At 71.6% G+C, this 11,627-nt stretch carries 12 protein-coding genes; 5 read left to right on the forward strand and 7 right to left on the reverse strand.

The features are described 5' to 3' along the window. Window positions 1-95: 95 nt before the first annotated feature. The 3 genes from eda to zwf are packed head-to-tail and all read right to left on the reverse strand — an operon-like array spanning window position 96 to window position 4,095. The gene (gene eda, locus ACNTMW_RS05600) at window positions 96-719 is read right to left on the reverse strand and encodes a bifunctional 4-hydroxy-2-oxoglutarate aldolase/2-dehydro-3-deoxy-phosphogluconate aldolase (protein WP_426632287.1); all 624 of its coding nucleotides are present in this window, start codon (window positions 717-719) and stop codon (window positions 96-98) included. Next, the gene (edd, locus tag ACNTMW_RS05605; RefSeq protein ID WP_426632288.1) at window positions 716-2,626 is read right to left on the reverse strand and encodes a phosphogluconate dehydratase; all 1,911 of its coding nucleotides are present in this window, start codon (window positions 2,624-2,626) and stop codon (window positions 716-718) included. Before edd ends, eda begins: the two co-directional genes overlap by 4 nt. Continuing rightward, window positions 2,623-4,095 carry a glucose-6-phosphate dehydrogenase gene (gene zwf / locus ACNTMW_RS05610; RefSeq protein WP_426632289.1) on the reverse strand — a complete coding sequence of 491 codons (1,473 nt, stop codon included), beginning with the start codon at window positions 4,093-4,095 and terminating at the stop codon, window positions 2,623-2,625. Before zwf ends, edd begins: the two co-directional genes overlap by 4 nt. Window positions 4,096-4,240: 145 nt before the next feature. Here zwf and ACNTMW_RS05615 point away from each other — a divergent pair, with 145 nt between their 5' ends. Both ACNTMW_RS05615 and ACNTMW_RS05620 read left to right on the forward strand, forming a co-directional pair. Beyond that, a complete protein-coding gene (locus ACNTMW_RS05615) occupies window positions 4,241-5,467 on the forward strand; it encodes an ROK family protein (RefSeq protein ID WP_426632290.1) in 1,227 nt (408 codons plus the stop codon). 127 nt (window positions 5,468-5,594) lie between these two features. Beyond that, window positions 5,595-5,879, forward strand: a complete 285-nt coding sequence (locus ACNTMW_RS05620) for a PGPGW domain-containing protein (protein WP_426632291.1) — start codon at window positions 5,595-5,597, stop codon at window positions 5,877-5,879. Window positions 5,880-5,993: 114 nt separating this feature from the next. Here the strand turns inward: ACNTMW_RS05620 and ACNTMW_RS05625 are convergent, their stop codons facing one another. From ACNTMW_RS05625 to ACNTMW_RS05640, 4 genes are all read right to left on the reverse strand, one after another. Beyond that, complete coding sequence (locus ACNTMW_RS05625) at window positions 5,994-7,259, reverse strand: cellulose-binding domain-containing protein (protein WP_426632292.1); 1,266 nt, start codon at window positions 7,257-7,259, stop codon at window positions 5,994-5,996. 51 nt (window positions 7,260-7,310) lie between these two features. Then, the gene (locus tag ACNTMW_RS05630; protein ID WP_426632293.1) at window positions 7,311-7,913 is read right to left on the reverse strand and encodes a YibE/F family protein; all 603 of its coding nucleotides are present in this window, start codon (window positions 7,911-7,913) and stop codon (window positions 7,311-7,313) included. After that, on the reverse strand, window positions 7,865-8,209 hold the full coding sequence (locus tag ACNTMW_RS05635; RefSeq protein WP_426632294.1) for a hypothetical protein: 345 nt from the start codon (window positions 8,207-8,209) through the stop codon (window positions 7,865-7,867). Before ACNTMW_RS05635 ends, ACNTMW_RS05630 begins: the two co-directional genes overlap by 49 nt. Before the next feature lie 254 nt (window positions 8,210-8,463). Further along, window positions 8,464-8,766: a hypothetical protein gene (locus ACNTMW_RS05640; RefSeq protein ID WP_426632295.1), complete on the reverse strand. Its 303-nt coding sequence runs from the start codon at window positions 8,764-8,766 to the stop codon at window positions 8,464-8,466. Window positions 8,767-9,128: 362 nt separating this feature from the next. On the opposite strand from ACNTMW_RS05640, the gene ACNTMW_RS05645 reads away from it, so the two are divergent. Genes ACNTMW_RS05645 through ACNTMW_RS05655 form a run of 3 tightly spaced genes read left to right on the forward strand, consistent with a single transcriptional unit; the run spans window position 9,129 to window position 11,592 of the window. Continuing rightward, a complete protein-coding gene (locus ACNTMW_RS05645; RefSeq protein ID WP_426632296.1) occupies window positions 9,129-9,782 on the forward strand; it encodes a GntR family transcriptional regulator in 654 nt (217 codons plus the stop codon). Window positions 9,783-9,810: 28 nt separating this feature from the next. Continuing rightward, window positions 9,811-10,509, forward strand: a complete 699-nt coding sequence (locus ACNTMW_RS05650; RefSeq protein ID WP_426632297.1) for a 4-carboxy-4-hydroxy-2-oxoadipate aldolase/oxaloacetate decarboxylase — start codon at window positions 9,811-9,813, stop codon at window positions 10,507-10,509. Window positions 10,510-10,512: 3 nt separating this feature from the next. Next, entirely contained in the window at window positions 10,513-11,592 is a 1,080-nt protein-coding gene (locus tag ACNTMW_RS05655; protein WP_426632298.1) for a 4-oxalomesaconate tautomerase, read from the forward strand. Window positions 11,593-11,627 lie beyond the last annotated feature (35 nt).

Consider the following 11,627-nt stretch of genomic DNA (forward strand, 5'->3'; position numbering starts at 1 on the left):
CTCGATCGGTGGTCCGGGAGGTGCTGCGGACCCGATATGGGGCCCGCGGCCGCGCTCCCGGACCGGTACGTCGGGCTCAGCCGCGCATGTCGGGCTCAGCCGCGTGAGTCGGTCGCGAGCCGCGTGATCTGCGCCCAGTCGCCGGCGGCGACCAGTGCGGCCGGGGTGAGCCAGGTACCGCCGACGCAGCCGACGTTGGGCAGGGCGCGGTACAGCGGCGCCGTGTCGGGGGTGATCCCGCCGGTGGGGCAGAACCGGGCGTCCGGCAGCGGGGAGGCCAACGACTGCAGGAATGCCCGGCCACCGGAGGCTTCGGCGGGGAACAGCTTCATCTCCTGCTGCCCGCGCTCGAGTACCCGAAGCGCCTCCGAGACGGTGGCGACGCCGGGCAGGTACGGCATGCCGCTGTCGGCCATGGCGTCGAGCAGCGCGTCGGTGGTACCGGGGGAGACGAGGAACCGCGCGCCGGCGGCGACGGCCTTGTCGACGTGGGCCGGGCTGGTGATCGTGCCGGCGCCGACGACCATGTCCGGCACGTGCGCGGCGACGGCCTCGATCGCGGCCAGCGCGGCGGGGGTGCGCAGGGTGACCTCGATGATCGGGATGCCGCCGGCGAGCAGGGCCTTCGCGAGCGGTACCGCACGGTCGGCGTCGTCGAGGACGACGACGGGGATCACCGGGCTCAGGTCGAGCAGCGCGGCGGAGGTCAGTGTGGTCATGCGGACGCCTCTTCGAGTTGGTGGATGACATCGACACCGCGCAGCGGTCGGATGGTGCCGGCCGGGACGACAGGGTGGATGACGCTGGCGCCCTGTTCGGCCGGGCCGACGTTGCGGCGGAAGGCGGTGAACAGTTCCCGCCCGGTGCCGACCGGGTCCTGCTGCTCCGGCGGCGGGGCCGCGGCGGCGCGGGTGGCGAGTTCGGCGTCGGCGACGGCAAGCTCGAGTACCCCGGTACGGGCGTCGAGGCGCAGCAGGTCGCCGTCGCGGATGAGCGCGATGGGTCCACCGGCCGCCGCCTCCGGGGTGAGGTGGATCGCGGCGGGGACCTTGCCGGAGGCACCGGACATCCGGCCGTCGGTGACCAGCGCGACCCGGTGACCACGATCCTGCAGCACGGCGAGCGCCGGGGTGAGCTTGTGCAGCTCGGGCATGCCATTGGCGGCCGGACCCTGGTACCGGATGACGGCGATCAGGTCTCGGTCGAGCGCGCCGGCGGAGAAGGCGGCCAGGAAGTCGTACTGGTCGTCGAAGACGACGGCCGGCGCCTCCACCACGTGGTGCTCTTCGGCGACGGCGGAGACCTTGATGACGGCGCGGCCGAGGTTGCCGCGCAGCATCCGCAGGCCGCCCTCGGTGGCGAACGGCTTGTCGGCCGGCCGAAGCACGTCGAGGTCGAGGCTGTCGACGGCCGCCGGCTCGTAGGCCAGCGCGTCGCCGTCGAGGGTCGGGGCGAGGCGGTAGGCGTCCAGCCCCTGCCCGGCGACGGTCTGCACGTCCGGGTGCAGCAGGCCCGCGTCGAGCAGTTCCCGGATGAGGAACGCGGTGCCGCCGGCGGCGTGGAAGTGGTTCACGTCGGCGGGGCCGTTGGGGTAGACCCGGGTCAGCAGCGGTACGACCGCGGACAGGTCGGCGAAGTCCTCCCAGTCCAGCCGGATGCCGGCCGCGGCCGCCATCGCCGGCAGGTGCAGCGTGTGGTTGGTCGAACCGCCGGTGGCCAGCAGTGCCACCACGCCGTTGACAACGGCCCGCTCGTCGACGACGTGCCCGATCGGCGTGTAGGTGTCGGTGAGCGCGGTCAGCCGCAGCACCTGGGTCGCCGCGGCTCGGGTCAGCGCGTCGCGTAGCGGGTCGCGCGGGTGCACGAAGCTGGCGCCGGGCAGGTGCAGGCCCATGACTTCCATCAGCATCTGGTTGGAGTTGGCGGTCCCGTAGAAGGTGCAGGTGCCGGGGGAGTGGTAGGAGGCCATCTCCGCGGCCAGCAGCTCGTCCGTGCCGGCCAGGCCCTCGGCGTGCCGCTGCCGGACCCGGCTCTTCTCCTTGTTGGGCAGGCCGGAGGCCATCGGGCCGGCGGGGACCAGGATGGTGGGCAGGTGTCCGAACGCCAGCGCGCCGATGACCAGACCCGGGACGATCTTGTCGCAGACGCCCAGCAGCAGCGCCCCGTCGAACATGTCGTGCGACAGTGCCACCGCGGTGGCCATCGCGATCAGGTCCCGGCTGAACAGCGACAGTTGCATGCCGTCGCGGCCCTGGGTGATGCCGTCGCACATCGCCGGGACGCCGCCGGCGAACTGCCCGATGCCGCCCGCCTCCCGTAGCGCCTGCTTGAGCAGCGCGGGGTAGGTCTCGAACGGCTTGTGTGCCGAGAGCATGTCGTTGTACGCCGACACGATCGCCACGTTCGGCTTGACGAAGGCGCGCAGCGCGTCCTTGTCCACCGGACCCATCGCGGCGAGCCCGTGCGCGAAGTTCGCGCACGCCAGCCGGGATCGGGCCGGTCCCCGCTCGGCCGCGGCCGCGATGCGGTCGAGGTACGCCGCCCTGGTCTCCGCGCTGCGCCGGCGGATCCGGGCGGTGACCTCCTGCACGACCGGGTGCACGGTGCTGTTCGTCGGCTGGTTCACGCGTTGTCCTCGTTCCAGTGGCGGCCGTCGGATTCGATCAGTTCACGTGCGGCGGCGGGGCCGTCGCTGCCGGCCGGGTAGCGGTGCATCGGGCCGTGTCCGGCGTGCCAGGCATGCAGGATCGACTCGGTCCACTCCCACGCCGCCTCGACCTCGTCGCGACGCATGAACAGCGTCGCGTTGCCTCGTACGACGTCCATCAGCAGCCGCTCGTAGGCCTCGGGGGTACGGCCGGGGAAGTGGTCGGCGAAGTTGAGGCCGAGGCTGACCGGCCGCAACCGGACGCCGCCGGGTCCGGGCTGCTTGGCCACCATGGACAGGCGGATACCCTCGTCAGGCTGGAGCCGGATCACCAACCGGTTCGGGGTCATCGCGCTTTCCAGGCCGGGCCAGATGGAGTGGGGGACCGGCTTGAACGCCACCACGATCTCCGAGCGGCGGGTGTCGAGCCGCTTGCCGGTCCGCAGATAGAACGGCACCCCGCGCCAGCGCAGGTTGTGCACCTCGGTCTTCAGCGCGACGAAGGTCTCCGTGGCGCTCTCGGCGCCGTCCAGCTCGTCGCGGTAGCCGGGTACCGGCCGGCCGTCGACCACGCCGGCCTCGTACTGTGCCCGGACGGTGTGGGTGGCCGCGCGCGCGTCGGTGACCGGGTGCAGGGCGCGGAGCACCTTCAGCTTCTCGTAGCGCACCCCGTCGTCGGTGACGCTCGCCGGCGGTTCCATGGCCACCAGGCAGAGCAGTTGCAGCAGGTGGTTCTGCACCATGTCGCGCAGCGCACCGGACCCGTCGTAGTAGCCGGCGCGCTGGCCCACGCCGAGTGACTCCGTGACGGTGATCTGGACGTGGTCGATCGTCGAGGCGTTCCACAGCGGTTCCAGCACCATGTTGGCGAACCGCAGCACGAGAAGGTTCTGCACCGCCTCCTTGCCCAGGTAGTGGTCGATGCGGAAGACCTGGGACTCGGCGAAGACCTCGCCGACGGCGTCGTTGATGTCGTGGGCCGACCGCAGGTCCACGCCGATGGGCTTCTCCAGCACCACCCGGGACTGTTCGGTGACCAGTCCGCGGTGCGCGAGGGTCCGGCTGATCGGCCCGTACAGCCGGGGCGCGCAGGACAGGTAGAACACGCGGACGCGCGCCGGCGCCTCGGCCAGCAGCTCCACCAGGGTCGGCCAGTTGCCACCGCCGTCGGCGTCGGCGCTGACGAAGTGCAGGCGGTGCAGGAACGTGGCCACCGCCTCGGCGGACAGCGCGTCCGCGGGTACGTGCGCACCCAGCTCGGCTTCCACCTTGCCCCGGTAGCCGTCGCTGTCCAGGCCGGCGCGGGACACCCCGATGATGCGGAACTCCGGCGGCAGTTGACCGTCGATGTCGCGCAGGTACAGAGCCGGTAGCAGCTTGCGCATGGCGAGGTCGCCGGTGCCGCCGAAGACGACGAAGTCGCAGGCGTCGACGCTCGTGAGGGACATTGCACCATCCAGCATTCGTCAGGAGAGATCGTCCTTACGGTAAGGTACTTATGACAGCGAAGGCAAGGACTTTCGTACTTTGGAAACGTAAGTAACCCGTCCGAGTTACTTGTCGTACGTAACTGGGCAATGGTCTACTTGCTCGATGACCCTGTCCAATGCCGCCGTTGCCGACCGCCGTCGCATCGCCGACCATCCGGCCACAGCGGGCGAGATCATGCAGCTGATCCTGGCCGAAGGCGGACTGAGCAGGACCGACATCGGACGGATGACCGGCCTGTCGCGCACCGCGGTGACCGCGCGGGTCGGCCACCTGCTCGCCCAGGGCCTGGCCGTGGAGGAGTCGGGGACCGAGTCCACCGGTGGCCGGCCGGCCGGACGGCTGCGGTTCAACGCCGCGGGTGGGATCGTGCTGGCCGCGTCCGTGGGGCGCAGCCGGATCCAGCTGGCAGTGGCCGACCTGGGCTGCTCCGTGCTCGCCGAGTGCTCGATGGAGGTCGACCAGGGGATCGGCCCGCAGCGCTGCCTGCCGCCGGTGGTGGACCAGCTGTACCGGATGGTGACCGACTGCGGGCGCGAGCTGTCCGAGGTGCGCGGCATCGGGGTCAGCGTGCCGGGCTGCGTCGACCCCGAGTCGGGGGCGATGGTCAGCTCGACCGCGCTGCCGTCCTGGGACGGCATTCCGCTGCGCGAGCTGTTCCGCCGTGACCTGGACGTCCCCGTCCTGGTGGAGAAGGACGTCAACGTCATGGCGATCGCTGAACGCCGCGGCCCGCTGCGCGGCGTGCCCGACATGATCATGGTCAAGGCTTCGACCGGGATCAGTATCGGCATCGTGATGGGCGGGGTGCTGCAGCGGGGTGCGCTGTTCGCCGCCGGCGAGCTGGGCCACGTGCCGATCCCGGTCGAACCGCCCGTGCTGTGCCGGTGCGGGCAGACCAACTGCCTCGAAGCGGTCGCTGGTGGGTGGGCCGTCGCCAAGGCGCTCCAGGGCGCGGGGCGCGACGTCAAGCACGTCCGCGACGCGGTGGCGATCGCCCTCAAGGGAGATCCGGAGGCGCTCGGAATGATCCGCGACGCCGGCCGGCGCGTCGGTGAGGTGCTCTCGGCCGCGGTCACCCTGCTCAACCCCGAGATCGTCGTCATCGGCGGCGACCTGGCCAGCGCGTACGAGCCGTTCGTCGCGGGACTGCGCGAGTCGGTGTACCAGCGGTCGACCGCGCTCGCGACCCGCCAGCTGCGCATCGTCGCCAGTACCTTCGCCGAGCGGCAGGGGCTGATCGGCTGCGCCGCCCTCATCAACGACTGGATCACCTCCGCGGCCGCGATCGACTCGGCCGCCGGGGCGTCGCGGACGCTGAACCTGGCCTAGCCGGCCCCGTCCGTCGCGCCGGACCGGTGGTAGGCGTCCGCGGTCGGGGGTGCGCGCTTCTGCCGTACCCGTCACAGAGTTCGTTTCGGACCGCGCCGACGTGCGCGGGTACGGCACCATGCACGTCATGCACGATCTCGATGACGAACGTCCCCGCCCGTTGAAGGTGCTGTCCGGGATGCCGGCCGCGGTGCGCCGCGTCCTGGTCACCGTGATGGGCGTGACCCTGATCGTCGCCGGGGCGGTGGCGGTCGTGCTGCCCGGCCCGTGGACGATTCCGCCGATCCTCGCCGGCCTGGCGCTGCTGGCCACCGAGTACATGTGGGCGCGGCGCTGGCAGCGGCGCATGCATTCCAGGGTCCGGCAGGTCAAGGACGCGGTCACCACGCGCACCAGGCGCGGCGGCCGGTAGCGCGCCGCGAGGACGCGGTGCGAGGGGCGACGCGGCCGTACCCGGCCGGCGATCCGGGCGCCCGGATCGCCGGCCGGTCGTGCGGGCCGTTCACGGCCGCCGCGTCGCGGCTGTTCAGTAGCCGTAGCGGTTCTTCAGGTGCCGCCAGAAGTCACGCAGCATCCACTTGTCGAACTCGGTGATCTGGGTGGCGCTGCCGGCCTTCATCACGAATCCCTCGCTGGGCAGCGGGTCGAAGTCGTAGAAGTCGTTCAGGCCCCAGCTGTGCCCCATCTCGTGCAACAGGATGTGGATGTTGTCGGCGCCGAGGGCGTTGACGAAGTAATCCTTGTCGATGCGCTGGCCCCAGTCGCCGCCGGCGCCACCGATACCCATTCCCTGGGTCAGCCACAGAGACATGTCGTAGTGGTGGTCGAAGCCGCCCGGGCAGCCGGCGTAGTTTCCGTCCTGGTGGAAGAACCGGCCGCACGGTGCACCGCACTGCGGTGCGCCTTCGCGGATGTCGTTGACGTAGATGTCCACCGAGCTGTCCGACCACTGCAACTGGTTGCGGTCGCGCACCGCCCAGCCGACCACCTTCACCGGTACCCGCTGATAGGGCCACCCGTTCCAGCCGCGACCGTTCTCGTTGAGCTGGTCCACCCACTTCTGGAACTGGCGCTGGACCGCGGCCTGGATCTGGTCGCGGAGAGCGGCCGAGACCGTGGCGGTCGACTCCCATCGCACGCAGTAGTTGATGCTGCCCCTCGCCGCCATCACCTGGTCGAACAGGTAGTTGCGGAACCCGTAGAGGTTCGCGTAGGTGTCCTCCTGGTGTTTCCAGGTCCGCGCCAGGGGGTCCACGTACTTCGCCGGCGGGTTCCACGCGTCGGCGCTGGCGGTGGGCGACGGCGAGGTCGGTGGCTGCGCCGTGGGTGACGGCGAGGTCGGTGGCCGGGTGGTGGTGGGCGCCGGGGTGGGGGTGGCGGATCCGGTGCAGGTGGCGCCGTTGAGGGTGAAGCTCGCCGGCGCGGGGTTCGTCGTGCCGTTCCACGATCCGTTGAACCCGAACGACACGGTGCCGTTCGTCGCGATGCCGCCGTTCCACGACACGTTGGTGGCCGTCACCGCGCTGCCGTTCTGCGTGACCGTCGCGTTCCATGCCTGCGTGACGGTCTGGCCGGCGGTGTACGACCAGCGCAGTGTCCAACCGTTGACGGGGTCCCCGAGGTTGGTCACCACGACGTTCCCGGTGAACCCGCCACTCCACTGCGAACCGACCGTGTAGGTCACCGCGCAGCCCGCCGTCGCGGCCCGGGCCACGGTGGTGGCCGTCGTGGCCGTGCCGACCGCGACGGCGGTGGCCGTGAGCAGCACGACGCGAAGTCGTCGATCGATCATTCCGGTCTCCCTTGCGACAACGTCGAATGGGAACCTCTCCGACCCGGATCGTCACAACGGCGTGGACCTGGTCCGCGGTGAGTGTCGTGCGCCGGACAACCCGTGCCGGCACTGCGGGGACCGATCCCGGGAGCCCCTCGAAGCGATTCGATTGATAGATGTAGATGTTAGCAGTCCGGAGTCGGTTCCGGTCGGCAGTAGCCGGGCCGCCGGTCGGGACCGGGCCGCTCCCCGGTCGGGGCGGCGAGGTGGAGACCGATCACCGGCTGCGATCAGGACAGCTGTGATCAGGACGGCTGCGGTCAGGACGGCTGAGGAGCGGACGTCGGCGGGGTGGGCGCCGCTGTCCGGGTGAACCGCCGCGGCGGCGAGGGCGGTGGTGAGCGGCACCGCCGCGATCAACCCGATGATGCCCACGACGCAGAGGACGATCTCCTCGGCGAGGTTCGGGCTGGTCAGGACCTCGACGAGCGGCTGCTGGCCGGCGGACAGCAGAATCAGGAGCGGCAGCGAGGCGCCCGCGTAGGCCAGGATGACCGTATTGATCACCGAGGCGATGTGGGCGCGTCCGACCCGGGCGGCGGCCCGGTGCAGCCACCGGCCGGTCAGGGTCGGGTTGGCCCGGGCGCCTTCGGCCGGTGGCGGCCCCGCCACCGGCCGAAGGCGACGACGGCGGCCACGAAGGCGAGCGCGAGGATCCACAGTTGCCGGCCGCGCTGGTGGTCGACGATCTGGTGCGCCTGCCCGCTGGGGCTGTCGGGCAGGTACACCAGCACGACCCGGTCACCGGCCTTGACGACCGGGGCGCCGGGACCGCTGGGCATGGAGGTCGTGACCTGCGTGCCGGCGCCCGGGCCGTTGTCGAGGCCCACCCGTACGCTTCCGCAGGCCACGAAGCCTGGCGGCGCCGGTTCCCCGGGCGTGGGCTCCGGGCACGGCGCCGGGTTCACCGAGACGACCTGGCCGGCCACCCGCTGCGGGGCACCGGCGGGGTCGGTTGTCCCGGTGGCGGTGGGGGCGTGCGCGGTCGCGCATTCTCCAGCATCGGCGGGCGGTCCGCCGGCAGCCGGCGGCGTCCGCGGACAGGCGGCTGCCGGCGGAATTGGCGGCGACCCTACCCGCTCGGCGCAACCGTGAGCTCCTGGCCTCGGGACACCGGCAGGCGTCGGGCCGTACGGCGAGGCCGATCCTGGAGGCCGGAGTGTCAGTGCTCGTCGTAGTGGCCTTCGTGGGTGGCGTGGCGGTGGCCGCCGTGCAGGTAGTCGACGTGGTCGCCGTGTAGGACCTGTTCGTGACCACAACCCTCGCCGTGGCTGTGGGTGTGCTCCTCGGCCGACACGTGCTGATCCAGGGCGCATTCGTCGTAGTGGCCTTCATGGGCGTGGTGAATCTGCCCGTCGTGCAGGTAGTCGACGTGGTCGCCGTGGCGCACGCTGGCGTGCCCGCAGGATTCGCTGTGCTCGTGGTTGTGGCCGGAGAGCGGCTGGTGCCCGGTCCCAGTGGTCATGGATTCCTCCCCCTGATGGTGCATGGGCATGGCTCAGGTGGCGTCGTTACCCCCAGGAGCGATGCCCACACCCGGCCGGTCCCGCTGGCCCGGAGGAGCGGTCGTGTGGTGCGGATCGGACGCCACGCCTCATCGCCATCTCGTCGACCGTCACCTCGTCGCACGGCCGTCTCGTCGCTTGGCCGTCTCGGCCGCGCTCTCTGGCCAACACCTGTGCTGACACGGCCCAACACCTGTGCTGATACGGCCCAATACCTGTGCTGATGCGGCGCGCCGATGCTGACGCGACACGTTTTGCGACAGAAATGTTGACAATCCTGTCGCCAACCGCCTACCGTCGATCCGACCGACGAGGGAGGGCCGTGGAGAGCACCGTGAGTGTCGCGGCCGCCGGCCGGCAGATGGCCCACACGCGGTTGCGCGAGGCGATCACCAGCGGCGAACTCGTGCCGGGCCAGCGGCTGGTAGAAGCCGATCTCGTGGGCCTGTTCGGCGTTCCCCGCAACGCCGTCCGGCTGGCCCTCGATGCTCTGGTGACCGAAGGGCTGGTCGAGCGGATCCCGAACCGCGGCGCCCGGGTCCGCACCGTCTCCACCGCGGAGGCGGTGGCGATCACCGAGTGCCGCATGGCGCTCGAGGGGCTGATCGCGGCCAAGGCCGCGCAGCAGGCCACGGACGCCGAGATCGCGGAACTGCGTACCCACGTCCAGCGGATGCGCCGGACCGTGGAGGCGGGCGAGCTGATGACGTACTCGGCCCTCATCCAGGAGCTGTACCGGATGATCCGCCAGGCCGCGCGGCAGCCCACGGCCGCCGCGCTCATCGAACGCCTGCAGGCGCAGATCGTGAGACACCAGTTCCGGTTGTCACTGCGGCCCGGTCGGCCACAGGTCTCGCTGGCCGGGCTCACGGCCGTCGTGGAGGCGGTCGCTGCGCGGGATCCGGAGGCGGCGGAGGAGGCGGCCCGGGCACACTTCCGCGGCGTGATCGCGGCTCTGAACGAGAAGACCGACTGATGACCATACCCCGAGGAGGAGACCTGACATGAGGACCGTCGTCGTCACCGATCCACCGCGGGCCGACATCGGCGACGCGGAGCGTCTCGGCGGCTACGGGGTCGCTACCGTGCACGAGGCGCTCGGCCGCGTCGGCTACCTGGGACCGGAGTTCCGGCCCGCGTGGCCGGGTGCGCGCGTCGGCGGTACCGCCGTCACCGTCCTGTGCTGGCCCGGGGACAACTTGATGATCCACGTCGCGGTCGAGCAGTGCCGGCCCGGTGACGTCCTGGTGGTCGCCACCAACTCGCCCTCGACCGACGGGCTGTTCGGTGAGCTGTTCGCCACCGCCCTGGTCGGGCGCGGGGTGCGCGGCGTGGTGCTCGGCAGCGGCGTACGCGACGTCGCGGAGCTGCGCGAGATGGGGTTCCCGGCGTGGTCGCGGGCGGTCAGTGCGCAGGGTTCGGTGAAGGCCACCGCCGGCTCCGTGAACGTCCCGATCGTCCTCGGGGGACAGACCGTGCACCCTGGTGACGTGGTCGTCGCCGACGACGACGGCGTCATGATCGTCCCCCGCCTCGACGTGCCCCGGGCGCTGACCGCCTCGAAGGCCCGGGTCGAGAAGGAGTCCGCCAGCCGCGCCGCCTTCCGGCAGGGCGAGCTGGGCCTGGACCGCTACGGCCTCCGCGACAAGCTCACGGACTTCGGCATCGAGTACGTCCCGTACGACGAGTACGTTCGGGGGTGAACGGTGCGCTACGACGACACCGGGGTGCGCTGCACCATGCTGCGTGGTGGCACCTCCCGCGGACTGTACGTCGAGGCCGGTGACCTGCCGGCCGACCCGACCGCGCGGGACGACCTGCTGCTGCGGCTGATGGGCACGCCCGATCCGCGCCAGATCGACGGCCTCGGCGGCAGTACCTCGCTGACCAGCAAGGTCGCCGTCGTGAGCCGGTCGGAGCACCCGGACGCGGACGTCGACTACCTGTTCCTCCAGCTCGGCGTGGACTCCGCGACCGTCAGCGACCGGCAGAACTGCGGCAACATCCTCGCCGGGGTGGGACCGTTCGCCGTCGAGCGCGGTCTCGTCCCGGCCGGGCCGGACGAGACCAGCGTACGGATCCGGATGGTCAACTCCGACAGCATTGCCGTCGCCACCTTCCCGACGCCGGGCGGCCGCCCCGAGTACCGCGGCGACGTCGCGATCGCCGGGGTCCCCGGCACCGCGGCGCCGGTCGTCCTCGCCTTCACCGGCACCGAGGGGTCCGCGACGGGCAGCCTGCTCCCGACCGGCAACGTCCGGGACTCGATCGACGGCATCGACGTGACCTGCGTCGACAACGGCATGCCGGTGGTCGTGGCCCTGGCCGAGTCGTTCGGCCTGACCGGTCACGAGACGCACGAGCAGTTGGCCGCCGACACCGCGCTGCTCGCGCGCATCGACGCCTTCCGGACCAGGGCGGGCGCCCTGATGTGCCTCGGGGACGTGCGCACGTCCTCGGTACCGAAGACGGTGCTGGTCGCCGCCGCGCGGGACGGCGGCCAGGTCTGCACCCGATCGTTCATCCCCGTCCAGCCGCACACCTCGATCGGGGTGCTCGCCGCGGTCAGCGTGGTCACCGGCATGCTCCTGCCCGGCGCGGTCGGTCACGAGCTGACTGCCCACTGGCCCGCCGGCCGCTCGCAGGTCGACGTCGAGCACGCAGGCGGCCACCTGCTCGTCGACGTGGTGGTCGACACCGACGTCACTCCGCCGCGGGTCGTCCGCTCCGGCGTCGTACGCACCGCCCGCAAGCTCTTCGACGGCGTCGCCTTCCCCCGCGCCTGAATGCTCTCCCACCCCCCGTGCTCACCGACCGAGGA

Origin of the sequence: Planosporangium spinosum, assembly GCF_049999945.1 — a bacterium.
GTDB classification, from domain to species: domain Bacteria; phylum Actinomycetota; class Actinomycetes; order Mycobacteriales; family Micromonosporaceae; genus Planosporangium; species Planosporangium spinosum.